Here is a 26,948-nt window from a genome sequence, read left to right as displayed (position 1 = left end):
ATCGGGATGCTCCTGCTCCCCAGGAGATGCCCCATGCGTGAGCAATCGCCCCTCGCACTTCGAACCGCGTCATCCACACTCGCTACTTCGCAGTGGAGAGCCGCCCGAGCGACAAACCATCTTCTAGTCCTGGCACTGGTCACAGTGTTCAGCCATGCGCCCCAAGCCAGCGCCTCATTTCCTCCTCCGCCGCATACGCTCTGGGAGCTGGCGCACGAAGCCCAGCTCATCGTCTGGGCAGAAGTCGAGAGCGTGAGCGAGCGGCCAAGACTTCTGGAGGGGTTGGGATACGACGCCAGCGTGACCTTGGAGGTTCGTGAAACCTGGAAGGGCTCGGTACGCACCGGAGCGCGCATCGAGACATTCATCTTGTCCGGGGGCCCGTGCGCCACGAATGTCCAGGTAGGGCTTACAGTCGTCGCGCTCCTCAACAAGGAGAATGGCCAATGGTTGCCCACGTGGCCATTCTGTGGGACGCGCTTCCCAGGCAGCGACTCGGATGTGGAAGCCTACCGTCGGGTGATTACAGCGGCCCGGCAGGCACTGGACCGATGGATTCAGGCGCGGCTCGCAGGGGAGGCACCCGACTTCGAGAAGGCGCACTGGGACTGGAGAGTGCTCGCTGCTGTCCATCCAGTGACACGTTGGGATGGCGTGTCCGGTCTGGGCTCCGAAGAGTTCGACGTGGCCCGTTCCTTCTACAACCCGCGAGCTTCACCTGACGACACCGCACGGGTCCAAGGCTATCGCGAGGAACTCGCTCGCGACATCGTCGCGTATCCCTCCTTCGACCTCACGTTCGCGCTGATGCTCAAGCTTCTTCGTGGCCTTCCGAACAAGGACGTCGACCGCGTGGTCGCGAATGTCCTCGAAACGGTCGCCACCGAAAAGCCGCCACCCGACTGGGCCATCATCGCCTTCGACCTTCTGCGCGAGCGCCTCGGTGAGAACCATGGCTCCCGCCCCAGTCGGCTCCATCCCCATGGAAAAAGCAGCGACGCGATTGAGGCAGGAGTCGCCCAGGTCTTCGTGCGCGAATGGCCGGACTTCAAGCAACGTCACGGCCTGAAGCCCCAGCCCATCCAACCTCCAGCGAAGTAGCCCGGCTCCTACTTCTTGCCCGGCCGCTTCAAGAGCCCGCCCAGGCTCTTGCGCGCCTGATTCACCGGGTCCTCGATGCTCTTCGGCACCATTCCGGGGAGCAGGCCCTTCGCGATATCCCCCGGACTCCCCGCGCTCACCTTGGGCGCCTTCAATGTCCCGGTGATGGTGAGCGGCACGGACACCGGCGACTTGATGGGAACCGCGCCTCCCGTGAGGTTCGAGACGAACTCCTTGGACGCATCAATCGTGCCCTTGAGCTCCAGGCGTTGATCCAACCCCACCCGACCATCCAACGTCCCGTTGCCCAAATCCGACTGGAACCCCATGGGCTGCGTGAACGACACCCAGCCGTTCTTGACGCTGAACTTCGCGTTCAAGTCCTTCAACTGCGTGCCCTTCCCCGCCTTCTGCACCGTCCCCGCCGCCCCCTTCTTCCCCAGCGCCGTGAGCCCTTGTGACAAGACCGGCGCCACCGCGCCTCCAAGGTCCGCCGTCGTGAGCACTCCGTTGCTCAGCCGCACGTTCCCGCTCCCCGTGACACCGTTGCGTACCCGCGCCCAGTCCAGGCCACTTCCAGTGAGCAGCAGCTCACCACTCGCGAGGCCCTGCAGCGACGACTGTCCTGACAACGCCTGGAAGGCCTGTGCGGTGTCCATGCCCTGCAGGTTCGCCTTCAGCGTCCACGCGGGCTGCGACTTCGTGAGGTCCACCTTCGTCCCCGTCAGGTCCGCGCGCCCGCCGTACACAGTCGCCCCGCCCTTCTCGATGAGCATCACCCCTTCGTCCAACTTCGCCTGCGCGTCCACGTTCGTCGCCTGGAGATTCCCGTGACGAAGCGTCCCGAGCTTGAGCGTCCCATCCACGTCCACCTTTCCGAGCCGCGCTCGCACGGACGCGGGCAGCGCGGTGGTCTTGGAGCTGGACTCCTTCTTCGGCTCGCTGGGTGGCAACGCACCGAGCAGGTGTTGCAAATCAAGCTCCTTCCCCTCCAACGCGAACCGCACGCGAGCAGGCGCCATCTGCACTGACGCCGTTCCACCCAGGTCCACCCCCGGGCCCGCGAGTGAGAGGCGCGTGAAGTCCACCCTCGTGGCCTTCAGGTGCTCGGGGTCGATGAGCGAGTTGAAGTCGAACGCGCCGCTCGCCGGGTCACCTCGGAGCTTCAGCCCCTTCGCCGCGCCATGGCCCGTGAGGGCGTACTGACCCTGCGGCTTCGTCTTCACCTCCGCGTCGACATCCACCAGTCCGCCCGTGAAGTAGGCAGTCGCCGACGGCGGAAGGAAGTCACGAACCTCGCTCACCGAGAGGTCCCTGGCGCGCAGCTTCATCGTCACCTTGGGCCACGGCTCACCGGGCCCGGGCATGCCGGTGGGCAGCGGGTCCACCTTGAAGTCCGCCTCCACGTTCTGCTTCGAGGCGGCCACCGCCGCTTTCAGCGTGCCCTCGAGTGGCAGGCCAGGCCCCACGTGTTTCAAGTCCGCATCGAGGTCCTGGAGCGCGACCGCGGCCGTGCCTCCCGCCGCCTGCTGGTCCGTCACCTGGACGACGCCATTCTCAATCCGAAGGCGCTCCACGGAGGCCTCTGTCCCGGACTCCTTGCCACCGCCGCTGCTCGGGGTGGCTGGAGCACCTCCGACAGACTCGTAGTTCCACGTCCCATCAGCGCGGCGGACCAGGTTCACCCGAGGCTCCTCCAGCTTCACCGCCCCCACACGCACGTCCTTGCCGAGGCTCCGGATGAGCGGCCAGAGCTGTACGGTGGCCGTCGCGCGTGAAGCCTCCAGGAAGGGCGGCTCGTTCCCTTCGCCCTCGGCCCGGAAGTTCGTCATCGTGGCGCCTGGTTTTGGAAACCACTGGGCGTCGAGCTTCTCGAGAGTCACCTTGTGACCGAGGGCACGGGTGGCGGCCGTCTCCACCTGTCCGCGCAGCCGCTGCGCGAGCCAGGACGGATTCGCCACCACCACGCCGATGACCAGCACCAACGCCATGACCACGACGCCAAGCGCGACCTTCAAGGCGCGGTGGCGAGAGGGGTCCTTCCTGTTCCTTGCATCCTGTTTCATCGCATCCATGACGATGCGCAGTCCCCAGCTCGACGGCGCTCCCCGGCGAGTCGTGCCTCCGATGAACCGCTCCAGCCTCCGCTGAGCGTGGGCGGGACACCTCGGCCGCAGCGTCGCGAACCATGAGGGCGTTCGAGCCGACGGGTCGTGCGCTCCAGGGGCTCCGTACATTGAGGAAACCGCTGGGTACGACCGGGCGGGCTTCGAAAGGGAGTCCTCCGGCGCCGGCCCACCACGACACGAGGAGGCAGGCCATGGAACGACAGGACGGGGACCGGATGAGGTCCACACTCATGAAGGTGACGGCCGTACTCGCCATCATTGGCGCCATCAACTGGGGCCTGATTGGCTTCTTCAACTGGAACCTCGTGAACGCCATCTTCGGTGGCTCCACGCAGGGGCAGGCGAGCGCCCTCGCGCGCCTCATCTACTGCATCGTGGGACTGGCGGGCCTCGCGCTCGCACTCACGTTCCCATGGAGTCGCAAGGAGACGACAACCACCACGGGGAGCCCGATGACAGGCGGGAGGACCATCAGCGGAAGGACCTGACGTCCACGACGAGCCGGGAGCACACGCGCTGCCCTGCAACGGCGGGGCGGAGCGCCGCTCTCGGCTCCGTGATAGGAATTCGGTCGGCTCCTCCCCGCTCCGACCATGACGCGACTCGCGCTCCTGCTCTGCCTCCTCCTGGGTGCCTCTTCCCTCGCCGCGCCCCAGCGCGCGCCGCGGAAGAAGGTGGCCGTGCTGCCCTTCCAGGCCGTCTCCGGAGACGTGCCCGCACGCGCCGGGCCCCGACTCGCCGCGCGGCTCGCCTCGGAAATCCATGGCATGGCGGGACTGGCGCTCGCGGAGCCCGCCGTCGCTCCCGTCCCCGACGCACAAGCGGACGCCCTCACCGCCGCCCAGGCCGCCGTGCAGGAAGCCGTCACCGCGCGAGCGGCCCGTGACTTCACCCGCGCGGAGTCCGCCCTGGGCCGCGCCCTGGACGCCTACGCCGCGAACGCCCCCCACCTCCAGGACGGCGCCGCGCTCGCGGACACGTACGCCCTGCGCGCCGCCGTGCGCTACGCCGTCGGTCGCGATGAAGAAGCCGCGAGCGCGCTCACCCACGCGCTGGCCGTGGCCCCGGGACGCTCGCTGCCCCTGGCCGCCACCTCGCCCCTCTTCGCCCACACCGTCGAGCGCGTCCGCGCGGCCCACGCCACCCAACCTCGCGGCGTCCTGCGCTTCGAGTCCTTTCCCCAGGGCCTCGAGGTCCTCCTCGATGGCGCCTCCGCCGGCACCACGCCCGTCCGCGTCGCGCAGGTGCCGCCCGGCGCGCACCTGTGGCGCGCCACCCTCCCCTCCGGCGAGCCCGTGGGCGGCATCGTGGAGGCCCTCCCCGAGCGCGAAGTCACCACCGCGATTCAGCCCCCCGGCACCGGCGCCTCGGCCTCGCTGGCCCTCGCCCTCTCCGGCAACCAGCTCGACGCCTCCGCGCTCCAGGCCGCCACGACGCTGGGACGCGAGGCGAGCGCGGACCTCGTCGTGTTCGGCACCCTGTCTCGCTCGGGCACGGGGCTCGCGCTCGATGCCTTCGTGTTCGCCCCGGGGGACTCGACGCCTCGCAGGCTGCCGCGCGTCGCGATGGACCTGGAGCTGCTCGATGCCGGGGAGCCCCTGCGTGCGCTCGCGGCGCAGCTCGCCTCTCGCGGCGTGGAAGCGGGACTCCCGGAAGCCGTGCCCCTGTCTCCCACGCCGGGGGCCTCGCGAGTCACGCGCCCCACTCAGACGGTGTACGCCGTCCCCACGTCCGAGCCGGTGAAGCCCGCCGCGCCCGTGCCCACCCGGAGGCCCGTGGACCCCATCCGCAAGCCGCTGGTCCGACCATGAGCGGCTTTCGCGGACGCTTCGCTCCCAGCCCCACCGGGCGCATGCACCTGGGCAACATCCGCAGTGCGTTGCTCGGCTGGCTCCAGGCCCGCGCCGCCGGTGGCCGCTTCCTCCTTCGCATCGAGGACCTGGACCGCGCGCGCTGCAAGCCCCAGTACGTGGATGACTTGATGGAGGACCTGCGCTGGCTCGGCCTCGACTGGGACGAGACGCCCCTGGTCCAGAGTCAGCGCGACGACCTCTACCGCGAGGCGCTCGCCACGCTGGAGAAGGAGGGCCTCGTCTACCCGTGCTTCTGCACCCGGGGCGAGATTGCGCGCGCCGCCAGCGCGCCCCACGGGCTCTCCGAGGAAGGCCCTCGCTACCCCGGCACCTGCGCCCACCTCACCGTGGAACAACGCGCCGAGCGCTCGAAGACGCGAGCCCCCGCGTACCGCTTCCGCGCCCGTCCCGGAGAGGTGCGCTTCATCGACGCGCTGATGGGGCCTTACGCGCAGGACGTGGACGCGGTGGTGGGCGACTTCGTGGTGCGCCGCAATGACGGGGTCGCCAGCTACCAGCTGGCCGTCGTCGTGGACGATGCGGCCACCGGCATCACCCACGTGCTGCGGGGCGATGACCTGCTGTCGTCCACACCCCGCCAGCTCCAGCTCTACACGGCACTGGGTGAGCGAGCGCCCGACTTCCTCCACGTACCACTCGTGCATGGAGAAGACGGCAAGCGCCTCGCCAAGCGCGAGGGTGCCTTCGCGCTCGCGGAGTTGAGGGCGCGCGGACTTGCTCCCGAGCGGGTGCTCGGCCTGCTCGCCGCGTGGAGCGGACTGGGCGATGGGAGCCCCAGGACACTCGACGCGTTGGTGCGAGCGTTCGCGTTGGAAGCCCTTCCCCGCTCGCCCGTCGTCGCGCGCGAGGACGTGCTCATCAAGGCACTCGGCCTGCGGTGAGCCTCTGCCGCCTCCCTCTCACCGAGGGAGCGTCCTTGGGGAGTGGAATCGTCCGTTGCTCGACGATGCCCATGTTTGCCGCGGACCCGAGCACGCCCATCCTGGGTGCTCACCGCGGCAGGAGGCCCGGCCCATGGCAACCACGATTGTGGAGAACGAGAAACCTGGCGTCATCGGCGCCAGCGCGGGAACGCCTTTCAAACTGAGCTGGGGCGCCATTCTCGGCGGTACCGTCGTCGCGCTCGGCGTGCTCATCCTCTTGTACTCGCTGGGCCTCGCGCTCGGCCTGTCCTCGGTGGACCCGAGCAACCCCAGCAGCGCGCGCTCGGCGGGCATCGGCACCGGCATCTGGGGCCTCATCGCCCCGCTCATCGCCCTCTTCATCGGCGGCTTCCTGGCCGCGCGCACCGCGGGCGTGGTGGACAAGGGCGGCGGCGCCATGCACGGCGCGGTGATGTGGGGCCTGACGACGATTGCCGGCGTCGTCCTCATGGGCATGCTGGTGTCGACCATCGTCGGCACCGCGGTCAAGGCGACCACGGGCGTGGTGGGTGCCACCGGCGCGGCCGTGGCGGGCGCGGCCTCCCAGGGTGGGAACGCGGCCCAGGCGTTCGGACTGGATGCCAATGACGCGCTCGGTCCGGTGAACGAGCGGCTCAAGGCCGAGGGCAAGCCGACCATCACCGCCAACCAGCTCGAGGCGGCCACCAAGGACATCGTCACCACCGCCGTGCGCACCGGGAACCTGGACCGCGAGGTGCTCGTCACCTCCATCGCGGAGAACACGCGGCTGTCGCGTGCGGACTCGGAGGACGTCGCCAACCGCGTCCAGACGCAGATTGACGGCGCCAAGGCCAAGGTGGGCCAGGTGGGCGAGCAGGTGCAGCAGGGCGCGCTCCAGGCCGCGGACAAGACGGGGCGCGCCTTCTGGGGCGTCTTCGGCGCGCTGCTGCTGGGGCTCGTCGCCTCGGTGCTCGGCGCGGGGCTGGGCGTGAGCAAGCGCCAGCGCGTCCACGCGGAAGGGGCCATCACCCCGCCGCGCGGCGGAACCACGACGACGCGCCGCGAGGTGTATCCGTAGTAGGGCCCTCGGGCCTCACGGCTCGAAGTCCAGGCCCACCTCTCCCCAGGGGTGGGCCTTTCGTTTGTCATCCCTCGCGCGTGGGCCGCATGCGCTAACGTCGGCTTCGCGATGTGACGAAGGGGTGCCTCGCCGTCCGCTTCCTGGGACCCCGCCATGCGCTCCTTGACGGGGGACCTCGTGAACCGACGTAGCACGTACCTGCTGTGCCTGACGGCGATGGCCACCCTGTCGAGCGGCTGTTTCCTGCGAACCGGCTACATCCTCGAGGAGCTCAACGCGCCCTCGAAGCCCGAGACTCCGCCGCTGCCCACGTCCCTGCGCGAGCGCGTGGGGCGCCTGACGCGCTCGCACCTGGTGGACGCCTACGCCAACCCGACGGAGGTCGCGAAGTGGATGTCCGCCCTCGGGGACTCGTCCGAGGTCATCGCGGAGCAGGTGGAGTGTCTGCACGCGAGCGCGGGAGGCAGCAACTCCGCCTGTTACGACACCTATTTGAAGAAGACCGTGGCGGGGGGACTGTGGGGCCTTCCCGCGACGCCGGGCACCGTGGACCCGACGGCGCCCACGGCCGCCGAGGTCGACGCGCAGCGCTTCATCGGCAACGCGATGGGCATCGCCGCGTCGCTGGCCGCGCTGGGCGACTCGCTCCAGGAGCCGATGAATCCCTTCCTCGTCAAGCAGGGCCTGCGGGAAGGCGCCGAGTCCGCCGCGCAGTACGTGAGCGCCCGTCGCTGGAGTCGCAAGCTGGGGCGCCCGTCCAACGCGGTGGTGCTCAGCGGCGGCGGAGCCAATGGGGCCTTCAGCGCCGGCATCATGTGGCGGCTGCTCGGGCTGATGGAGCAATGCCGGGGCAAGCCCGAGCCGGAGGGGTGCGGGGACGCGCGCATCGACCTGGCGGCGGGCACCAGCACCGGCGCGCTCATCAGCACGATGGTGGACCTGTTCCACACGCCCGGTCAGGAGCAGAAGGCGCGGGACATGCTCCTGGGCAACTACACGTGCTCGGTGGAGTCGGACCTCTACTGCGTCAACTCGACCTGGATCTGGAAGATTGCCTCGGACCTGAAGGGGCTGGTCCGCTTCGATGGGGTGGAGAGCAAGCTGCGCGCCGCCGTCGTCCCCGCGCAGCTCACCAACGGCACGGAGCTGGTGTCCGTTTCGGTGGACTTCAACACGGGGGACGTCTTCGGCGTCAGTGACCAGGACCCGGCGGACTTCCCGCCCACGGCGACGGACGCGCAGCGCGTGGACGGCCTCATCAACGCGGTGGTGGCCTCCATCGTCGAGCCGGTGCTCGCGGAGCCGGTGCCCTGGATTCCCTCGCGCTCGGGGCGCTACCAGGGCACGTTCCTGGATGGTGGGGTGCGCTCGGGGCTGCCGCTGCTGCAGGCCGTGCAGCGCGGCGCGGAGCGGGTGCTCGTCATCTCCACGGGAGGGCTGGAGCCCACGCCCACGCCGCCGCCGGAGCACGCGGTCGGCATGTTGATGCGGACCATCGACCTGTTCGTCGCGCAGCCGCGCGTGGGCGAGGTGCAGCAGGCGGAGCTGGCGGCCGTGGGCCGGCGCTTCGCGGAGTACAACGTCTGCGTGCTGCGGCTGGCGAACGTGGCCGACCCCACCGCGGTGCCGACCTACTGCCGTCGCACGGGCACGGGCTTCGTGCCGACGGAGGCGCGCTCACTCCAGGCCGCCACGAGCATGTGGATGGGGCCGGCGCGCTTCGAGCAGGTGGCGTCGAGCTGGCGCTCCTCGTGGATGTTCCGTCCGGAGTCCGAGCTGGCGACGGCGAGCGGATACGCCTTCTCGCCTCAGGTGATGCGTCCGCTCTTCAAGGACGGCGTGAAGACCTTCCAGCAGCGGTGCACGGAGGTGCTGCGCCTGTTCGAGATTCGCGGCACGCTCGCGCAGGCCGAGTGCGCCCGGCCCGTGGACGAAGTCGTCGCGGAGGCCGAGTCCCACTTCGCGCCCATGGGCCAGTGCACGGACGGCAAGCCCGACCAGCGCTCCTGCGACTGACTCCGGGGCGAAAGCCCCCTCTCTCCATCCATCCTTCACGAGTGCCTATGTCTCGACAGAGCTCCACCACCCGTTGGGTCGCCGTCCCGCTGGTCTGCCTGGGCCTCCTGCTCCTCCTCGCCGCCCTGGCCTACTGGCTCACCCAGCCCGCCTACGTCCCACCTCCGGACGAGCCTCCCCCCGTCGTCGAGGCCCCCGTCCGCCCGGAGCCCACGCCTCCCCCGCGCCGGCCCCCTCCCGTCGTCCCGCCCCCCGCCTTCCCCTCCCCGCAGACCGCCGTGCCCGTCCTCCCCAGCCCCGACCAGCCCGACCTGCGCCGCGTCATCACCACCGAGCCCATCATCGAGTCCGTCGAGGGGGACCTGGGCCCCGAGGACTTCAAAGCCGCCATCAAGGCCGTCACTCCGCTCGTGCAGCAATGTTTCCAGGATGCCGCACAGCGAAACCGGGGCCCACAGGGCGTGAAGATTCGCTTCCTCATCGAGGCCCGGGGAGGGGGCACCGGCGAGATGAGACGAGGAGAGCTGCTGGTGAGCACCATTCCGGACCCGATGGTGCAGGCGTGCGTCCTGGATTCGCTCCTGGACACCGGGTTCCCCACGTCCTCCCGGGGCGGAAACGCCACGGTGGTGTATCCCTTTGAATTCCGCGTACCCCAGGAGGCTGGCCCGTGAGCCCCGGTTCTGCGTAAGGTCCCGAGGCCCCCACGCCCCTCAATGCCCGTCTCCGTCGAACAGCTTGGCCCCCAGGACGCGGATGCCCTGCGGGCGCTGCTTTCGAAGGACCCGGTCCACAACCTCTACCTGCTGGGGTTGCTGGAGGAGTTCGGCATCGCCGCGCGAGGCCGCATCCCCTTCGCCTTCTACGGCCGCTTCGACAACCAGGCCCTCACCGCCGCCGTCTTCGTGGGCGGTGAAGGAGGCCTCGTCATCCCCAGCGCCAGCGACGCCAGCGCCACCAGCGTCATCGCGGACGCGCTCGCCTCCTCGCTGCGCCTGCGCGCCACCGTGGGCGACAAGTCCTCCGTGGACGCGCTCCTGCGCAGCCTGTCCCCCGGCAAGCCCCGCCTGTCGCGCACGCAGCGGCTGTTCTCCGTCTCCGCGGACGACCTGGGGCCCTTCACCAATCCCCTCCTCCGGCTGGCCCGCGAGGAGGACCTGCCCCGGCTGCTCCCCCTGGCCCAGGGCTACGTGCGCGAGGCGCTGGAGAGAGACCCGCTGTCGGAGGACCCGAGCGGCTACGAGGCGCGCGTCGTCCAGCGCGTGCGCCAGCGCCGCACCTACGTGCTGGAGGAGAACAACGAGCTGGTGCTCAAGGTCGACATCGGCAGCCGCTCCCAATACGGCGCGGAGCTGGAGGGCCTGTACACCGTGCCCGCCGAGCGCAAGAAGGGCCACGCCACGCTGTGCCTGGGACAGATTTCCCGGCACCTGCTGTCCTCGCTGCCCCGCTTGACGATGCGCGTGGACGAGCGCGACGAGAGCACCGCGCGCATCGCCCGCAAGGTCGGCTACCTGGCCGGCCGCACGTGGCGCCTGGTGCTGGTGGAGTAGCTCGCGGCCCCAGGTGCGGATGCGGTACGGTCCCCGCCCTCCATGAGCCGTCCCACGCCTTCCCGCCGTCCCCTCTCTGGAGAGGGCCCCGTCATCCTCCACCGCGCCACGGACCCGCGCTGGCTCCCGCTGGCGCTGGAGCACTTCGACGCGGTGCTGGTGGACCACGCCCACTGTGAGAAGAAGGCCGCGGCCAACGCCCTCTCCATGCTCCAGGCGTACCCGGACCTGCCGGGCCTGCCCGCGCAGATGGCTCGGCTGGCGCGGGAGGAGAGCGCGCACCTGGCCCGCGTGCTGGACTTGATGGAGGCGCGCGGGCTGACGCTCACGAAGGACGCGGGGGACCCGTACGCCCAGGGCCTCCAGAAGCTGGTGCGCACGCCCGCGCTGGAGCGCAGGTTGGACCGGCTGCTCGTCGCCGCCGTCATCGAGGCGCGCTCCTGCGAGCGGCTGTCACTGCTCGCCGAAGGCCTCACGGACCCGGCGCTCGCCCGCTTCTACGGAGAGCTGGCCCAGTCCGAGGACGGGCACCAGTCGCTCTTCTTCCGCCTGGCCGTCACCGCCAACGGAGGCGACGAGGCCCCCGTGCGTGAGCGGCTGGAGTGGATGCTCGGCCACGAGGCGCGCGTGCTGGACGAGGTCGGCCTTCGCGCCGCCATCCACTGACACGGACGCCTGGGCCTTCGCCAGGTCGAACGGCCACACCCACGGCACCGCCACCGTCAGCACGCAGAGCAGGAGCGCGGTGAGCGGCGTGCCCAGCCGGAAGAAGTCGGTGAAGCGGTAGTGCCCCGGCCCGTAGACGAGCACGCAGCTGGGCTCCAGCGGGGTGATGAACGAGCAGCTCGCCGCCAGCGTCACGCCCATGGCGAACGGCCGCATGTCCACGCCCAGCTGCGTGGCCGCGTTGAGGGCCACCGGCAGCACCACCAGCGCGGCGGCCTGGTTGGACATGGGCGCGGACAGGATGATGGTGAGCAGCATCAGCGCCACCAGCACCGTGCGCGGCCCGCCGTAGTCACCCAGCTCCGCCACCCGCTGGCCCAGGAACTTCCCCGCGCCGCTCACCTCCATGGCCAGCCCCAGCGCCATCATCGACCCGATGAGCAGCACCACGCGCCAGTCCACCCGGAAGGCCTTGCGCGCGTCCACGCAGCCCGTCGCAATCATCGCCAGCATGCCGGTGAGCCCCGCCACCGACAGCGGCACGATATCCAGCGAGCCCGCCGCCAGCGCCCCCAGGAACAGCGTCACCGCCAGGAGCGCCTTGCCGTAGCGCGGCGGCTGGTAGTCATGGCCGCTCAGCACCACCAGGGCGCCGCCGTCCGCCAGCTCCGCGACCTTCGCCCGCGGGCCTCGCAACAGCAGCACGTCCCCCACCGCCAGCGGCAACAGCGACATGCGCCGCTCGCCGAAGATGCGGCCCAGCAACTGGAGCTTGGTGACGCGCTGGATGCTGGGGTGGCGGTGCAGCGCCAGCGACACCAACCCGAAGCGCTCCACGAAGAGCGCCTCCTTCAGGCTCCGGCCCACCAGCGGGCTGCCCGACGGCACCGAGGCCTCCACCAGCGCGGTGTCCTTGTCGAGCTGCTCCTCGTCCGCCAGCCGCAGATCCGGGCGAATCTCGATGCCCCGCAAGTCTTTCACCCGGAGGATGTCCTCGCGCGTGCCCTCCACCAGGAGCCGCTCGTCCCCGCGCAACACCTCCGTGGGCGTGGCCGACACCGCGCGCCCGTCCCGGAGGATGCCGATGACGCGCAGGCCCAGCCCCTCGGTGATTTCCGCCAGCGGCTTGTCGATGTACGTGGAGCCCGCCGGCAGCACCGCCTCCGTGAGGTAGTCGCGAAGCGTCCACTCCTCCTCGCCGCCCTTCCCCTCGCGCGAGGGCAAGAGGAGCGGCCCCAGCAGCACCACGACGATGATGCCCAGGATGGCCACCGGCAGCCCCACCGGCGCCAGCTCCGCCACGCCGATGCCCCGCATCCCCAGCCGCTCCAGCGCCGCGGACATCACGAGGTTGGTGGACGTGCCGTACAGGAACACCATGCCGCCCAGCATCGACGCGTACGCGAGCGGCAGCAGTACCTTGCTCTTGGGCACCTTGGCCCGGTTCGCCGCGCCAATCGCCACCGGCAGGAACGCCGCCGTCGTCACCGTGTTGGAGATGACGGACGAGAACGTCGCCACCACCACCATCATCGCCATGACGAAGGTCTGGTGGCCGAAGCGCGCGAAGAAGGCCAGCCGCTGCCCGACGAGCTGCACCACGCCCGTGGAGGCCAGCCCCTGCGTCATCGCCAGCAGGGTGAAGATGAAGATGACCGTGTCGTTGCTGAAGCCCTCGAACGCCTGCGCCGGCGTCAGCACGCCCGTCAGCGCCAGCAGGCACACCACCACCAGCGAGCTGACCTCGATGGGGATGGTGTCCAGGGTGAACAACACCAGCGCGACGACGACGATGCCCAGGACGATGGCGATGGTCATAAAACCCGGAGGGCCCCCAACCTGTACCCTCCGGGTGCGAGAAGTGAGTCCCTGCCGCACCGCGTCGTCAACTACTAGATGCCCGGGCGCTGATAAGTGGAATTAGTAGAGCCCTGCCTGGAGGGGCGGTTGACTGCCGGACGCCAGTTGCATTTGGGCGCCCCTTCCAGAAGTTTTGTCGTCTCTCCCGCTGGTAGGGTGCTCGACCTTTTTCACCAGGACCGGGAGTCCCCTCTCTTGAGACAACACAAGGAAACTTCCATGGCTTCAACGCAAGTGGCGGCGGCGGCCTCAGAGGCCCCCACGAAGAACCCCACGCTGCTGGCCTGGGTGGCCGAGATGGCCAAGATGACCCAGCCGGACAACATCGTCTGGTGCGACGGCTCCGAGGAGGAGAAGCAGCGGTTCACGAAGCAGGCCGTGGATGAGGGCATCCTCATCCCGCTGAACCAGGAGAAGCGGCCGGGCTGCTATCTGCACCGCTCCAACCCGAACGACGTGGCGCGCGTGGAGCACCTCACGTTCATCTGTACGCCCAACAAGACGGACGCGGGCCCCACCAACAACTGGATGGAGCCGGAAGAGGCGTACACGAAGCTGGAGCAGCACTTCACCGGCAGCATGAAGGGCCGCACCATGTACGTGGTGCCCTACGCCATGGGCCCCATCGGCAGCCCCTTCACCAAGATTGGCGTGGAGCTGACCGACAGCGTCTACGTGGTGCTCAACATGCGCATCATGGCGCGCATGGGTAAGCAGGCGCTGGACATGCTGGGCGACAGCGACGACTTCAACCGCGGCCTGCACAGCACCGGCGACGTGAATCCGGACCGCCGCTACATCTGCCACTTCCCCCAGGACAACACCATCTGGAGCTTCGGCTCGGGCTATGGCGGCAACGTGCTGCTGGGCAAGAAATGCCTCGCGCTGCGCATCGGCAGCTACCTGGGCCGCGAAGAGGGTTGGCTGGCCGAGCACATGCTCATCCTCGGCGTGACGAGCCCCAAGGGCGAGACGACCTACGTCGCCGCCGCCTTCCCGTCCGCCTGCGGCAAGACGAACTTCGCGATGATGATTCCGCCCGCCGAGTACAAGGGCTGGAAGATCGAGACCGTCGGAGACGACATCGCCTGGATGCGCCCGGGCCCGGATGGCCGCCTGTACGCCATCAACCCGGAGGCCGGCTACTTCGGCGTCGTCCCCGGCACCAACTACAAGACGAACCCCAACGCCATGGAGACCATCTCCAAGGACACCCTCTTCACGAACGTGGCCATGACGGCCGACGGCGACGTGTGGTGGGAGGGCAAGGACGGCGAAGTCCCGGAGGAGCTCACGGACTGGCAGGGCCGCCCCTGGAAGAAGGGCAGCCCCGAGAAGGCGGCGCACCCCAACAGCCGCTTCACCGCGCCCATGTCCAACAACCCGGCGCTGAGCCCCAAGGCCAATGACCCGACGGGCGTGCCCATCTCCGCCCTCATCTTCGGCGGCCGTCGCTCCACCACGGTTCCGCTCGTCATCCAGGCCTTCAACTGGACCCACGGCGTGTTCCTGGGCGCGACGATGGGCAGCGAGACGACGGCCGCGGCCACCGGCAAGGTGGGCGTGGTGCGCCGCGACCCCATGGCCATGCTGCCCTTCTGCGGCTACCACATGGGCGACTACCTCCAGCACTGGCTGGACATGCAGAAGACCATTCCCCAGCTCCCCAAGATCTTCCAGGTGAACTGGTTCCGGCAGGACAAGAACGGCAAGTTCCTGTGGCCGGGCTTCGGCGACAACATGCGCGTGCTGGAGTGGGTGGTGAACCGCGTGCACGGCCGCGTCCCCACGAAGGAGACGCTGCTGGGCTGGGTGCCGCGCGCCGACGAGGGCCTCAACCTCAAGGGCCTGGATGTCCCCGCGGACGTCATCGCGGAGGCCACCTCCATCAAGGAGGACGAGTGGAAGACCGAGCTGAAGAGCCAGGAGGTCTTCTTCGAGCAGCTGGGCACCAAGGCCCCGGAGGCCCTGACGCTCCAGCGCAAGCTGCTGATTTCGCGGCTGGAGCACTAGTCTCCCGCCTGTAGCGTCCTGAAGCACCTGTCGGGGCCGCTCGCTGACCCATTCACCGGGTAGGAGCGGCCCCGGCTCGTTTCACGAAGAGTGAGGTCCCCCTCTTCGACCGACGGCCGGCTCCGCGATAGGCTTGTGTCCATCATGAGACTGGTCTTCGTTTTGTCGGCGGCACTCGTGCTGTCGCCCCCGGTGGCGCTCGCCCAGCGCGGCGCCAAGAATCCAGCGGCCCTCATCAAGGATGGCGAGCGGCTCTACCAGGCAGGCAAGTACGCCGAAGCGGCGGAGGTGCTGAAGAAGGCCCACGAGGCCCAGCCCAACCCGCGCCTCATCTTCAACATCGCCGTGGCGCTGGAGAACGCCGGCGACTTGAAGGAGGCCCTCTCCTGGTACCAGCAGTACGTCGGCAACACCGAGGGCACGGACCCGGCGCTGCTCAAGCGCAGCGCGCGCAGCATCGACAAGCTGCGGCTCCTGCTCGACAAGGAGAACCAGGCCCAGGCGTCCGCGGACGCCGAGCGCCAGAAGCTCCAGGAGGAGGCCGAGGCGGCCCGGCGCCGCGCGGACGAGGAGCAGCTGGCGACGAAGCGCGCGGAGGAGGAGAACGAGCGGCAGCGGCAGGCCGAGCTCGCTCGGGCCATGAAGTCCTACCAGCGGCAGAAGATCGCCGCGTTCGCCGTGGGCGGCGTGGCGGTGCTGGGCGTGGGCGCGGGCGTGCTCTTCGGCATGCAGGCGTCCAGCGAGCGCGAGAAGTTCGACGCGGCGCGCACGGAGGACACGAAGCAGAGCTTCGCGGACAGCACCAAGAGCAAGGCGCTGCTCGCGGACATCGGCTTCGGCGTGGGCCTGGCCGGCGCCATCACCGCCATCATCCTGTATCCGAAAGACGGCCCCCCCGTGGAGGGCGAGGTCCGGCTGACGCTGGCGCCTCGCGGAACCGGCGCGGGCCTGGAGGTCAGCTTCTGATGAAGACCCTGGGACTCATGACGTGCTGCGCGGCGCTCCTGGCCGGCTGCAGCTTCACCACCGCGAGCGGCCTCACCGAGTGTGAGTCGAGCGCGGACTGCGACACCAATCAGGTCTGCTCGGCGTCGGGCTTCTGCCTGCCCCAGCCGGAGGGCTGCGGCGAGGTGGTGGGGCCCACCACGGGCAACCCCATCCTCCTGGGCGCGGCGCTGCCCCTGACGAACTCCGGGGGCCCGGACGAGTCGGAGGTCCAGGCGCTCAACGCCATCAAGCTGGCCATCACTGAGATCAACCAGCGCGAGGGCATTGGCGGCCGGAGCTTCAACCTCCTCATCTGCGACACCCGCTCCGACCCGGCGCGGGCCAAGACGCAGGCGGAGTGGCTGGTGACGGAGAAGAAGGTGCCGGTCGTCTTCACCTCCGGCAGCGCGCAGACCATCGCCGTCAGCAGCGTCACCATCGCCAACAACGTGCTGCTGATGACGCACACCTCCACCAGCGCGGACATCGCCAACCTGAGCGACAAGACGGCGGCGTCCGGCGACGTGGGCCTGGTGTGGCGAACGGCGCCCTCGGACCGGCTCCAGGGCCGCATCATCGCCGACCTGGTGCGCAACGCCATGCCGCTGGCCGACGACACCCGGCCCTTCGCCGCCGTGAGCAGTGTGAGCCTGGTCTACGTGGACGACGCCTACGGCCAGGGCCTGTTCGACACGATTCTCAACCGGCTGGGCACCGACCGGGTGACGTCGTCCGCGCCGTACCAGCGCAACGGGGACGTGAGCGCCGCGGTGACCCGCGTCGTCGACACGAAGCCCGACGTGGCGGTGATGGCGGGCTTCTCCGAGGACAACGCCAAGATCATCAGCCAGGCCGTGAGCCGGGGTCGCACGGGGCAGATCTACTTCTTCACGGATGCCAGCAAGGACTCGGGCCTCTTCACGGCGCTGGGAACGGCGCGCACCCAGATTGAGGGCGCCTACGGCACCTCTCCCGCGCAGGCCCGTACGGGCGACACCGTGTACAACACCTTCAAGGAGCGCTTCCGCTCGGCCAACAACAACACCGACCCGGGCCAGTTCTCCTTCACCGCGCACGCGTACGACGCCATGTACCTCGTCGCGCTGGGTGCGGCCTACGCCGCGGGGGCGGACGTCAACAACCCGCAGCCCATCACCGGAGACCGCATCGCCGTGGGCCTGTCGAAGCTGACGCCGCCTGCGGGCACCCCGGCCACCACCTACCCCCTGGGCTTCAGCCGCTTCACCGACGCGCGCAACGAGGTCAGCACCGGCAAGGTCATCAACGTGCAGGGCGCCAGCGGCGCGCTGGACTTCGACGCCACCGGCGAGGCCCCGTCCGAGTACGAGCTGTTCCGCGTCGAGGGCGGCACCTTCAAGACGGTGGAGCTCATCACTCCGACGGAGACCTGAGCCTCGGTTGAGCGCTACTCCGCCGCCCCCAGCACCCGCGTGAGCGGGGCCAGGGCGGCGGAGAACACCTCGGGCGGCGGCAGGAGGGACAGCACCAGGAACGCCCCCGAGTCGAAGTCGTAGAAGTAGCCGGGCTGCGCGAGCACGCCCGCGTCCAGGAGCGCAAGGCACGTCGCCTCCTCACCCGGCGCCCTCGGAATCCGCAGCACCGCGCTCCACCCACCCTGCGCCGGGACGACGTCCCACGGTGCGCCCGGAGGACGCGCGGCGACGAGGCGGCGGCGGTTGTCCCTCACGCGCTCCAGCAGGGCCTCCTGGAAGCGGGGGGCGTGCGCGAGCAGCGCGGGCAGGGCGAGCTGTACGGGCGTGCCCACGGACAGGTACGTGTCCGCCACCCACTCCAGGCGCGCCAGGGCCTCGTCACGCGCGGCGGCGGGGCCTCCCACGTGAGTCCAGCCCAGCTTCAGGCCAGGCAGGCCCGCGACCTTGGAGAGGCCGGAGAGGCTGAAGGTGAGCATGGGCAGCTTCCGCCCCGCCACGCTGGCCACGCGGTGAGGCGCTGAGTCCCAGCCGTAGTCGGAGAACACCTCGTCGCAGAGGAGGGCCAGGCCGTGGCGCGCGCAGACGTCCGCGAGCGCGGCCAGCTCTCCTTCGTGCAGGAAGTGGCCGGTGGGGTTGCCGGGATTGACGACGAGCACGGCGCGGGTGCGCGGACCGAGCGCGGCCTCCACGGCGCCCGCGTCCAGGCCGAAGCCGTGCGCCAGCGGCAGGCGGTACGGACGCGTGCCGACGCCCTCCAGGCGGGCCAGGTGCTCGAAGAGGGGGTAGCAGGGGGCCGGGACGAGGACATCGTCACCGGGCTCGCACAAGAGCTTGAAGAGCCAGCCGTACGACTCACTGGTGCTGGCGGACAGCACCAGGTGCCCGGGGGAGATGACAGGCCCCCGGGAGGAGAGGTGTGCGGCCACCGCCTCGCGAGCCGAGGGGAGGCCGAGCGCTTCCGGCGCGTAGTCCAGCGCGCCGGGAGGGTGGAGCAGTCCGGCGTCGGGCGCCGGGAGCCCCACGCGGGTGGGGTTTGAAACGGTGAGGTCCAGCGGAGAGAGGCCGCGGTGTCGAGCGAGCGCCTCCGCCAGGGGATTGGGGGTGCGGGAGAAGTCGGTGCGGAAGGAGAAGCGACTCACAGCCCCGTCTGGAGCATGGCGTTGGCGACGCGGCGGATGAGCTCGCGGCGCACTTCCTTCCTGCAATGTTCAATGGCCTTGTCATGAGGCCTGGGAAGCTCCGGGTCCCTGGCTCGCAGGGCGGTGCGGAGGACGAGCTCTACCTTCGTAGGCTCGATGTGGAACAGCCGGGCCCCGTCCTTCTGGAGGAAGTAGGACAACCCTCTCTGGTCGAGGAGCTTGTGGAAGAAGCGTCGGACGTCCGCGAGGAACGTGAGGTCGATGATGTCCGCCATTCGTGAAGGCGTTCTCGCGCGGAAAAAACGGCGCGTCCAATTCACTGCCGCGTCACCCGAAAACTTGCGCGACCTGTAGCACTCGCGGGGAAGGCGGAACGCGCGGGAGGCCGAATTCTCGGCCTCCGCGCTCACGGCACCAGAGGGCGCAGGGCGCGGCGGAACGCGGCGTGCCGGCGTCGTGCGTCGGCCTCGAACGGCACCGGGCCGAGCACCGGAACCGAGTGCCGCGCCTCCAGCAGCGCGCGGTTGTCGCGCTCGGAAGCGTCCCGTTCTTGGGAACCGCGAGACAGCAGCACCGCGCGCACGGGAATGCGGCGGGCTTCAAGCGCCTGGAGCGACAGCGCGGTGTGGTTGAGCGTGCCCAACCCGGCGCGTGCCACCAGCAGCACCGGCAGGCGCAGGGCCTGGATGAGGTCGATGACGTCGTGACGGGAGTCGAGCGGGACGAAGAGGCCGCCCGCCCCCTCCACCACAGCGGGCCCGTGCTTCAGGCGCGCCCAGGCGGCCAGGGTGACGTTCCAGTCCGGCTCCCGGCCCAGGCGCGCGGCGGCCACGCCTGGCGCAACGGGGGCGCGGAAGCGGTGGGGACAGAGGACGTCCAGGGGGAGCGTGCTCCGCGCGGCCTCGCGCAGCGTGAGCGCATCGGAGGGGGCCTTCAGGGAGGCACAGCCGCTCTCGTAGGGCTTGAAGCCCTCGGGGCCGAGGCCCGCGTCGACGAGGAGGGACAGCAGGGCCCGCGACGTCTGCGTCTTGCCGACGCCCGTGTCGGTACCGGTGACGAAAATCTGGAACGGCTTGGACATGACGTGCTCCGTTCTTGGATCAGCGACCGACGAGCGGTGTGGTGCAACGGTCACCGGTGCGCGTGACGGGAGGACCTGCTCCTCGCCCCCTGGTGCACTCTCCAGGTGGCGCGGCGACTCCACCAGCACGAGCCTCCGCGGACCTACTCCTCGCCACGCTCGTGCACTCCCACGTGGCGCAGCGACTCCAGCGCCAGGTCCACATGGCCCAGGATGTGCTCGGCCGACAGACAGAAGCGCAGCCGGCTCGTCCCCTCGGGCACCGTGGGCGGGCGGATGGCCTTCACCAGCACCCCCGCCTCGCGCAGCTTCCTCGCGGCCTCCATCGCTCTCTCGGGCCCGCCAAGCACCACCGGGAACACCGCGCTGCGAGGCTCCGCGCGCAGCCCCATGGCACGCAGCCCGTCCGAGAAGCGCCGGATGTTGCGCCACAGCCGCTCGCGGAGCGCCGGGTCCTTCTCCACGGCCTCCACCGCGGCCTCCGCCGCCGCGCACATCGCCGCCGGCAGCGCCGTGGAATAGATGAACGGCCGCGCCCGGCTGATGAGCAGGTCCGCCACCACGCGCGACGTCGCCACGTAAGCGCCCTGCCCTCCCAGCGCCTTGCTGAGCGTGCCCATGCGCAGGTCGACCTGGTCCTCCAGCCCCAGCTCCTCGCACAGCCCCGCGCCCCGCGCGCCCAGCACCCCGGTGGCATGCGCCTCGTCCACCATCAGCGCGGCCCCGTGCGCCCGACATGCCTCGACAATCTCGCGCAGCGGCGCCACGTCCCCATCCATGGAGAACACCGTGTCCGTGACGACGAGCTTGCGCCGCGCGGGCGTCTCCGCCAGCGCCTTCGTCAGCGCCTCCACATCCGCGTGCGGGTAGACGACGACACGCGCTCGCGACAGCCGGCAGCCATCCACCAGCGAGGCGTGGTTGAGCGCATCGGAGAACACCGCGTCTCCCGGCCCCACCAGCGCGGGAAGGATGCCGGTGTTCGCCGCATAGCCGCTGTTGAAGAGCAGCACGGCCTCGGCCCGCTCGAAGGCCGCCAGCCGCGCCTCCAGCCGGTGATGCACGGTGGTGTCACCCACCACCAGCCGGCTGGCCCCGGTGCCCAGCCCGTAGCGCTCCACCGCGGCGACGGCGGCGGCCCTCACGGAAGCGGAGGCCGCCAGCCCCAGGTAGTCGTTCGACGAGAAGTTGACGAGCAGTTCGCCACCCACCCGCACCACCGGCCCCTGCGGCGAGTCCAACGGCTCCAGGTACCGACGCAAGCCACGCGCCTGGAGCGCCGCCAGGTCCTCCCGGGCCCAGGTGGAGGCCACCTCGTCCAACACCGGAGCCGCCTGCTTCACCTCACTCACGGAGCGCCGCCCTACCCCTCTTGCCTCGGCTCCAGGGGGCGGATGCCCGCCTTCTCCAAGAGGGCCATGTCCTGGGTGTACTCGGGGTTGCCGGTGGTGAGCAGCTTCTCGCCGAAGAACAGCGAGTTGGCGCCCGCCATCATGCACATCAGCTGCGCCTCTTCGTTCATCTGCTGGCGGCCCGCGGACAGGCGCACCATGGACTGCGGCATCAGGATGCGGGCGGTGGCGATGGTGCGCACCATGTCCACCGTGTCCACGCGGGGCTGCTCCGCCAGGGGCGTCCCCTCCACGGCCACCAGCGCGTTGACGGGCACCGACTCCGGGTGGTGGTCCTGGTTGGCCAGCGTGCGCAGCAGGTTGCAGCGATCATCCACGGACTCGCCCAGGCCGATGATGCCGCCGCAGCACACGGAGATGCCCGCCTCGCGCACGCGCCCCAGCGTCCGCAGGCGATCATCGTAGAGCCGGGTGGAGATGATGTCGCCGTAGTGCTCGGGCGAGGTGTCCAGGTTGTGGTTGTACGCGGACAGGCCCGCCTCCTTCAGCCGCTTCGCCTGGCTGTCGGTGAGCATGCCCAGCGTGGCGCACGCCTCCATGCCCATGGCGCGCACGCCCTTCACCATTTCCAGCACGCTGTCGAACTGCGCGCCGTCCTTCACCTCGCGCCACGCGGCGCCCATGCAGAAGCGCGTGGCTCCGGCGGAGCGCGCCTTCTTCGCGGCGGCCAGGACCTCCGGCACCGCCATCAACTTCTCCGCCTTCACGCCCGTCTTGTAGCGGGCCGCCTGCGGGCAGTACGCGCAGTCCTCCGAGCAGCCGCCCGTCTTGATGGACAGCAGGGAGCAGAGCTGCACCTTGTTGTCCGTGAACACGGCGCGGTGGACCGTCTGCGCGCGGTGCACCAGGTCCAACAGCGGCATGGAGTAGATGGCGCGAACCTCGGCCAGCTCCCAGTCATGCCGCACGGCGACGCCTTCGGGCGCGGGCGCGGCGATGTGGGCATGGCCGTGAAAGGACTCGCTGGCGGCGGCGGTGTCGGACATGGGCTCCTCGAAATCGTGAGGAGCGCGAAGCTGCGCGGACCGCCGAAACTTGTCAACGCTTCAGCGCGGACAGGTTGACGACTTCCCTTCCTCCCTCTGAAAAAACGACCGGCGCCCACGGGAGACCCGGGGCGCCGGCCAGGAACCCTCCCCTATCGGGAAGGGGTGCTTCAGACGTGGACGCGGCGTCGACCGGCCAGCCCCACCAGGAACAACACGGCGAGGGCACCCAGCACGGAGAACAGCAGACCCGTCGGGTGCAGGTCGAAGACGCGGCCGTCACTGCGGAAGAGCGAGCCGATGAAGCCGCCCACGAAGGAGCCGACGATGCCCAGCAGCGTGGTGGCGACGAGCCCCATGGACTGGTTCCCCGGCATCAGGGCGCGAGCAATCAAACCGGCGAGAAGGCCAATGACCAGGAAAGCGATGATCCCCATGACGACCTCACTGTGAGTGTTGAAGGGGGCGCACGGAGTGGCGCCCACCTGGCTGTTGTGAGCCAGCGCGTCTCCGCGCCGCCCGTGGGAATGAAGCTGGGTCGCCCCTCCCTTTCGTACAACTCGCTGGCATGAACCTTGACACCGTGCCTGCCTGCTCACCTGTCGTGCCTGCTCGACAGCCCGCCGGAACGTCAGGGTAGTGCGCTACACACCCCACCCATGGCGAAGGCGAAGACGCACTACACCTGCCAGGCTTGCGGGTATCAGACGGCGAAGTGGCTGGGGAAGTGCCCGGACTGCGGCGCGTGGAGCTCGCTGCTCGAGGAGGCCGGGGCGAAGCAGGACGAGAAGCGCCCCGCGTGGGGAGCCTCTGGTGGCGCGGCGAAGCCCGTGCTGCTCAAGGAGGTCACCGGCGAGACGGAGGTGCGTCGCCGCACCGGCATCGCCGAGTTCGACCGCGTGCTGGGCGGGGGCGTGGTGAGCGGCTCCCTGGTGCTCCTGGGCGGAGACCCGGGCATCGGCAAGTCCACGCTGCTGCTGGCCGCGCTGGACAGGCTGGCCCGCCATGGCCCCGTGCTCTACGTGTCAGGTGAAGAGAGCCTGCGCCAGACGAAGATGCGCGCGGAGCGGCTGCGCGTGGAGGCAGACGCCATCCACCTGTTCGCGGAGACGGACGCGGACCGGGTGCTGGCGGCCACCGAGGCGCTCAGGCCCCAGGCGCTCGTGGTGGACTCCATCCAGACCATGTACCTGCCGGAGCTGGGCAACGCGCCGGGCAGCATCACCCAGGTGCGCGAAGTCGCCGGTCGGCTGATGGCCTACGCCAAGCGCACGGGCGTGCCGACGTTCATCGTGGGCCACGTGACGAAGGAAGGCTCCATCGCCGGCCCCCGCGTGCTGGAGCACATGGTGGACACCGTCCTCTACTTCGAGGGCGAGCGCGGCCACCCCTTCCGAATCCTGCGCGCGCACAAGAACCGCTTCGGCTCCACCAACGAGATTGGCGTCTTCGAGATGAAGGGCGCGGGGCTGGTGGAAGTGTCGGACCCGTCCGCCCTCTTCCTGTCCGAGCGCCCCGTGGGCAAGTCCGGCAGCGTCGTCACCAGCACGCTCAACGGCACCCGCCCCCTGCTGGTGGAGGTGCAGGCGCTGGTGGCGCCCACGGGCTACGGCACCGCGCGGCGCACCGCCATCGGCGTGGACGGCAACCGGGTGGCGCTGCTGGCCGCGGTGCTGGAGAAGAAGGAGGAGATTCCGCTGGTGGGCTGCGACCTCTTCGTCAACGTGGCGGGCGGCATGCAGCTCAACGAGCCCGCGTGCGATTTGGCCGTCTGCGCCGCGCTGGTGAGCAGCCTCCAGAACCGGCCGTTGGACCCGCACACGCTGGTGCTGGGAGAAGTGGGCCTGGCGGGCGAGGTGCGCGCGGTGGGGCAGATGGAGCCCCGGCTGGTGGAGGCCGCGAAGATGGGCTTCCAGCGCGTGGTGATGCCCGCGGGCAGCGCCCGCCGCCTGGAGGGCACCAAGCTGAAGGTGGTGGGCGTGGAGACGCTGGGTGACGCGCTCCGGGCCATGTTCGACTGAGCACGCTACTTCTTGCGCGCCACGGAGAAGGGCGTGGGCTCCGGGCGCGCGTCGTAGCTGCCGCGCGACGCCTGGATTTGTTCGCGGTGCTGGACGGCCCACTGGCCCAACACCTGGACGGGCCCCAGCAGCGTCCGGCCGAGCGGCGTCAGGGCGTACTCCACCCGAGGCGGCACCGTGGGGTGGACGGTGCGGGTGATGAGCCCGTCGCGCTCCAGGCCGCGCACGGTGAGCGTCAGCATGCGCTGGGAGATGCCCTCGATGGCCCGCTTCAAGTCGCTGAAGCGCAGCGGCCCGTCCCCCAGGCTGCCCACCACCTGGACGCTCCACTTGTCGCCCACCCGGGTGAGGACATCCCGGACGGCCAGGCAGGGCTCCGACCTCGGGTCGGGCCTCGGGGCGGGCTCCACGGGCTTGGGGGACCCTGGTGACATGGATGTGCCTCCTTGTGGGGAAATCCGGGGCCCGTTAGTGGTAGGCCGGTTACGAGTTGTAACCGACGCCCCTTTCGGAACCCACTCCCCTTTCAGGGACATCCCCATGACGACCACCTCCCCCACCGCCACGTCCACTCCCACCACCTCCACGCACTGGTCCGTCTGGCTGGGCCGTGTCCTCTCCGGACTCATCGTCGCGGCGCTTGCCTTCAGCGCCGTGTCCAAGCTGGGCCAGTCGCCCGAAGTCGTCCAGGGCTTCGAGCGCTTCGGCTACCCCGCGTCGGTCATCTTCACCATCGGCGTCGTCGAAATCCTCTGCGCGCTGCTCTACGCGGTGCCCCAGACGGCCGTGCTCGGCGCCATCCTCGTCACCGGCTACCTGGGTGGCGCCACGGCGACACACGTGCGCGTCTCGGACCCGTTCATCGCGCCCGTCATCATGGGCATCGTCGCCTGGGGCGCCCTGTTCCTGCGGGACGCGCGCCTGCGGGCGCTGCTTCCCCTGCGCCGCCTGTCCTGAGGCCCTCTTTCGCGCCCCTTCCGCCTCGAAGGGGCGCGAGCCGTACGACACAAGCCGCCCTGGCTACCAGGTGACGACGAAGGTGCAGGACGCCGCGCCCTTCTGTCGACAGCCGTGGGTCGGGTCGTGCGTCACCGTCGCGTGGGGCATGAAGCGCTGGGCCATGCCCTTGACGAGCCCCTGGTCGAACCGACAGGGATAGGGATTGCCACACACCACATAGCCCTCGTTCTTGCCGGAAATGGGCGTGTACGCGTAGTGGCCAATGCCCTCCAGCATCTCGCCGGTGGCCGGATTGAACATGTCCCTGCCGTTCTTCCGGTGGTTCATGTGGAAGGCCACGTCGATGGAGGCCAGGGCCTTGTGGATGTCGGTGATGTCCGGCGGGAAGACGGCGTTCTTCGGAATCATCGACCCGACCTTCTCCAGGCCGCGACCGCCGAGCAGGGTGTCGATCTTCTTGTACGCCTGGAGATAGTCCTCCAGCGGGTACCAGGCGTGCGGCTCGATGGCGCGCTCACCTCGGCGCCGCGCACCGGGACCTTCATCACATCCAGGAGGGCATTCACCAGGACGGAGAAGGACTGGATGGCCTCCACGATGGAGACGACGCTCAGGCCCGAGACGGTGATGCCGGGCTCGTAGGAAACTTGGGACATGGGGGATGAAGGTTCCTGAAGGGGTTCAAGCCCTACCGACCGCTGCTTTCGAAGGCACGGTGGGCGGTGTGGTTGCGCAGATACAGGAAGCACTCCTTCAGCCCGTCGCGCAGGCTGCCGAGCGTCTTCACGTCCCGCAGGTCCACGCCAATCTGCGTCAGCGTCTGCGCGATGACGGGGCTGATGCCCGTGACGACGCAGTAGGTGCCGAGCAGGCGGGCGGCGTTGACCATCTTCACGAAGTGGTTCGCGGTGGAGGTGTCCACCACCTCCACGCCGGTGATGTCGATGATGGCGCAGCGGGCCTTGCCCTGGGAGATGCGGTGCAAGAGCCGCTCCGTCATCTCCAGTGAGCGCTGCGTGTCCACCACGCCGACGATGGGGAGCGTCAGCACGTCCTCCCACAGCTCGATGATGGGCGTGGACAAGTCCCGGATGGCCAGCCGCTGCCTCTCGATGGTGGAGAGCTTCTCCTCCAGCTCGCGCCGCGCGATGTCGAGCTTCTGGATGGACTGCTCGTTCTCCTTCACGGACGCGTGGAGCTGGCGCGCGAAGAGGTTGATGGTCTCCTCGAACGAGGAGAACCCATCATCGTTCTCCAGCGGGATGAGGTGCTGGTCCGGGTTGAACTCCCCGAGCGAAATCATCGCCAGCACGTCTCGGATGCGCTCGAGCCGCTCGAGGTTGACTTCGATGACCTGGGACTGAGGTTGCGACTGATTCATGGGGCAAGCAGGCCCGGGCCGTGTGTCAGGGAGCGCGGCGTGAACGGCCCGATACCGGGACTTCTCAGAGGATATGCCCAACTCCTCACATGGCTTCAAATGGGTGGACCCAGACCCGGATGAAACACTGGATTCACCGCCTACACCGCTCGGAGCCAGACATGCCCGCAAACACGGTGAGCCCGGGCGCACCTTGGCAATTCCTCACAAAAGACACACATTCCCTTGCGGACGACCGAGCGCTCGCCTTTCAATTCCATATCAAGCCCCCGTGAAACCCCGACACAGGCAGAGCCCGCGCGCGCTCGAGCCCGGGGGCCGCACCACCGGCGGGTGACGTGACGCCACCG

24 protein-coding genes and 1 pseudogene are annotated in these 26,948 nt (G+C 69.7%); 14 read left to right on the top strand and 11 right to left on the bottom strand.

Annotation, left to right across the window (positions count from 1 at the left end; genetic code table 11):
- The first annotated feature begins 33 nt into the window (after positions 1–33).
- Positions 34–1,101, top strand: coding sequence for a hypothetical protein (locus LZ199_RS08410; RefSeq protein WP_253993129.1), 1,068 nt, complete (start codon positions 34–36; stop codon positions 1,099–1,101).
- An 8-nt stretch (positions 1,102–1,109) separates the two neighbouring features.
- Here the strand turns inward: LZ199_RS08410 and LZ199_RS08405 are convergent, their stop codons facing one another.
- Entirely contained in the window at positions 1,110–3,167 is a 2,058-nt protein-coding gene (locus LZ199_RS08405) for an AsmA family protein (protein WP_456094061.1), read from the bottom strand.
- A gap of 278 nt (positions 3,168–3,445) precedes the next feature.
- On the opposite strand from LZ199_RS08405, the gene LZ199_RS08400 reads away from it, so the two are divergent.
- The 8 genes from LZ199_RS08400 (at position 3,446) to miaE (ending at position 11,304) form a co-directional block, all read left to right on the top strand.
- Positions 3,446–3,718: a DUF378 domain-containing protein gene (locus LZ199_RS08400; RefSeq protein ID WP_253993127.1), complete on the top strand. Its 273-nt coding sequence runs from the start codon at positions 3,446–3,448 to the stop codon at positions 3,716–3,718.
- Positions 3,719–3,823: 105 nt separating this feature from the next.
- On the top strand, positions 3,824–5,041 hold the full coding sequence (locus LZ199_RS46060; RefSeq protein ID WP_256568932.1) for a PEGA domain-containing protein: 1,218 nt from the start codon (positions 3,824–3,826) through the stop codon (positions 5,039–5,041).
- Positions 5,038–5,985: a tRNA glutamyl-Q(34) synthetase GluQRS gene (gluQRS, locus tag LZ199_RS08390; RefSeq protein WP_253993126.1), complete on the top strand. Its 948-nt coding sequence runs from the start codon at positions 5,038–5,040 to the stop codon at positions 5,983–5,985. The genes LZ199_RS46060 and gluQRS overlap by 4 nt, the downstream gene beginning before the upstream one ends.
- Before the next feature lie 133 nt (positions 5,986–6,118).
- Positions 6,119–7,066, top strand: a complete 948-nt coding sequence (locus LZ199_RS08385) for a hypothetical protein (protein ID WP_253993125.1) — start codon at positions 6,119–6,121, stop codon at positions 7,064–7,066.
- Between the two features lie 180 nt (positions 7,067–7,246).
- A complete protein-coding gene (locus LZ199_RS08380) occupies positions 7,247–9,085 on the top strand; it encodes a patatin-like phospholipase family protein (protein ID WP_253993124.1) in 1,839 nt (612 codons plus the stop codon).
- A gap of 47 nt (positions 9,086–9,132) precedes the next feature.
- Positions 9,133–9,759, top strand: coding sequence for an AgmX/PglI C-terminal domain-containing protein (locus LZ199_RS08375; protein WP_253993123.1), 627 nt, complete (start codon positions 9,133–9,135; stop codon positions 9,757–9,759).
- Positions 9,760–9,801: 42 nt separating this feature from the next.
- Positions 9,802–10,638: a GNAT family protein gene (locus tag LZ199_RS08370; protein WP_253993122.1), complete on the top strand. Its 837-nt coding sequence runs from the start codon at positions 9,802–9,804 to the stop codon at positions 10,636–10,638.
- A gap of 42 nt (positions 10,639–10,680) precedes the next feature.
- A complete protein-coding gene (miaE, locus tag LZ199_RS08365) occupies positions 10,681–11,304 on the top strand; it encodes a tRNA-(ms[2]io[6]A)-hydroxylase (protein WP_253993121.1) in 624 nt (207 codons plus the stop codon).
- Here miaE and LZ199_RS08360 read toward each other — a convergent pair.
- Positions 11,302–13,122: pseudogene (locus LZ199_RS08360) on the bottom strand (SLC13 family permease); the annotation flags it as partial. The gene miaE and the pseudogene LZ199_RS08360 overlap by 3 nt on opposite strands.
- Before the next feature lie 261 nt (positions 13,123–13,383).
- Between LZ199_RS08360 and LZ199_RS08355 the strand changes: the two are divergent.
- The 3 genes from LZ199_RS08355 (at position 13,384) to LZ199_RS08345 (ending at position 17,576) form a co-directional block, all read left to right on the top strand.
- The gene (locus LZ199_RS08355; protein WP_256568931.1) at positions 13,384–15,177 is read left to right on the top strand and encodes a phosphoenolpyruvate carboxykinase (GTP); all 1,794 of its coding nucleotides are present in this window, start codon (positions 13,384–13,386) and stop codon (positions 15,175–15,177) included.
- Between the two features lie 144 nt (positions 15,178–15,321).
- Complete coding sequence (locus LZ199_RS08350; RefSeq protein WP_253993120.1) at positions 15,322–16,143, top strand: tetratricopeptide repeat protein; 822 nt, start codon at positions 15,322–15,324, stop codon at positions 16,141–16,143.
- On the top strand, positions 16,143–17,576 hold the full coding sequence (locus tag LZ199_RS08345; RefSeq protein ID WP_253993119.1) for an ABC transporter substrate-binding protein: 1,434 nt from the start codon (positions 16,143–16,145) through the stop codon (positions 17,574–17,576). The genes LZ199_RS08350 and LZ199_RS08345 overlap by 1 nt, the downstream gene beginning before the upstream one ends.
- Positions 17,577–17,590: 14 nt before the next feature.
- On the opposite strand, the gene LZ199_RS08340 is transcribed toward LZ199_RS08345, so the two are convergent.
- The 6 genes from LZ199_RS08340 to LZ199_RS08315 form a co-directional block, all read right to left on the bottom strand.
- The gene (locus LZ199_RS08340; RefSeq protein WP_253993118.1) at positions 17,591–18,757 is read right to left on the bottom strand and encodes a pyridoxal phosphate-dependent aminotransferase; all 1,167 of its coding nucleotides are present in this window, start codon (positions 18,755–18,757) and stop codon (positions 17,591–17,593) included.
- The gene (locus tag LZ199_RS08335; protein WP_141647132.1) at positions 18,754–19,032 is read right to left on the bottom strand and encodes a hypothetical protein; all 279 of its coding nucleotides are present in this window, start codon (positions 19,030–19,032) and stop codon (positions 18,754–18,756) included. Before LZ199_RS08335 ends, LZ199_RS08340 begins: the two co-directional genes overlap by 4 nt.
- A 131-nt stretch (positions 19,033–19,163) precedes the next feature.
- Positions 19,164–19,838 (bottom strand): dethiobiotin synthase, encoded by a 675-nt coding sequence (bioD, locus tag LZ199_RS08330; protein WP_253993117.1) that lies wholly within the window; start codon positions 19,836–19,838, stop codon positions 19,164–19,166.
- 143 nt (positions 19,839–19,981) lie between these two features.
- Positions 19,982–21,163: an 8-amino-7-oxononanoate synthase gene (gene bioF / locus LZ199_RS08325; RefSeq protein ID WP_253993398.1), complete on the bottom strand. Its 1,182-nt coding sequence runs from the start codon at positions 21,161–21,163 to the stop codon at positions 19,982–19,984.
- Positions 21,164–21,201: 38 nt separating this feature from the next.
- Positions 21,202–22,236 (bottom strand): biotin synthase BioB, encoded by a 1,035-nt coding sequence (bioB, locus tag LZ199_RS08320; RefSeq protein WP_253993116.1) that lies wholly within the window; start codon positions 22,234–22,236, stop codon positions 21,202–21,204.
- A gap of 170 nt (positions 22,237–22,406) precedes the next feature.
- Positions 22,407–22,673, bottom strand: coding sequence for a GlsB/YeaQ/YmgE family stress response membrane protein (locus tag LZ199_RS08315; protein ID WP_253993115.1), 267 nt, complete (start codon positions 22,671–22,673; stop codon positions 22,407–22,409).
- A gap of 222 nt (positions 22,674–22,895) precedes the next feature.
- Between LZ199_RS08315 and radA the strand changes: the two genes are divergently transcribed.
- On the top strand, positions 22,896–24,257 hold the full coding sequence (gene radA / locus LZ199_RS08310; protein ID WP_253993114.1) for a DNA repair protein RadA: 1,362 nt from the start codon (positions 22,896–22,898) through the stop codon (positions 24,255–24,257).
- Between the two features lie 5 nt (positions 24,258–24,262).
- Here radA and LZ199_RS08305 read toward each other — a convergent pair whose 3' ends face one another.
- The gene (locus LZ199_RS08305; RefSeq protein ID WP_253993113.1) at positions 24,263–24,691 is read right to left on the bottom strand and encodes a winged helix-turn-helix transcriptional regulator; all 429 of its coding nucleotides are present in this window, start codon (positions 24,689–24,691) and stop codon (positions 24,263–24,265) included.
- A 106-nt stretch (positions 24,692–24,797) separates the two neighbouring features.
- Between LZ199_RS08305 and LZ199_RS08300 the strand changes: the two genes are divergently transcribed.
- Positions 24,798–25,214 carry a DoxX family protein gene (locus tag LZ199_RS08300; protein WP_253993112.1) on the top strand — a complete coding sequence of 139 codons (417 nt, stop codon included), beginning with the start codon at positions 24,798–24,800 and terminating at the stop codon, positions 25,212–25,214.
- A 63-nt stretch (positions 25,215–25,277) separates the two neighbouring features.
- Here LZ199_RS08300 and LZ199_RS08295 read toward each other — a convergent pair whose 3' ends face one another.
- On the bottom strand, positions 25,278–25,625 hold the full coding sequence (locus tag LZ199_RS08295) for a hypothetical protein (RefSeq protein ID WP_253993111.1): 348 nt from the start codon (positions 25,623–25,625) through the stop codon (positions 25,278–25,280).
- Between the two features lie 280 nt (positions 25,626–25,905).
- Complete coding sequence (locus LZ199_RS08290; RefSeq protein ID WP_253993110.1) at positions 25,906–26,598, bottom strand: STAS domain-containing protein; 693 nt, start codon at positions 26,596–26,598, stop codon at positions 25,906–25,908.
- Positions 26,599–26,948: the final 350 nt, after the last annotated feature.

Source organism: Myxococcus qinghaiensis (genome assembly GCF_024198215.1).
In the GTDB taxonomy this organism is placed as follows: Bacteria; Myxococcota; Myxococcia; order Myxococcales; family Myxococcaceae; genus Myxococcus; species Myxococcus qinghaiensis.
This window is presented reverse-complemented; position numbering and strand designations above follow the sequence as displayed.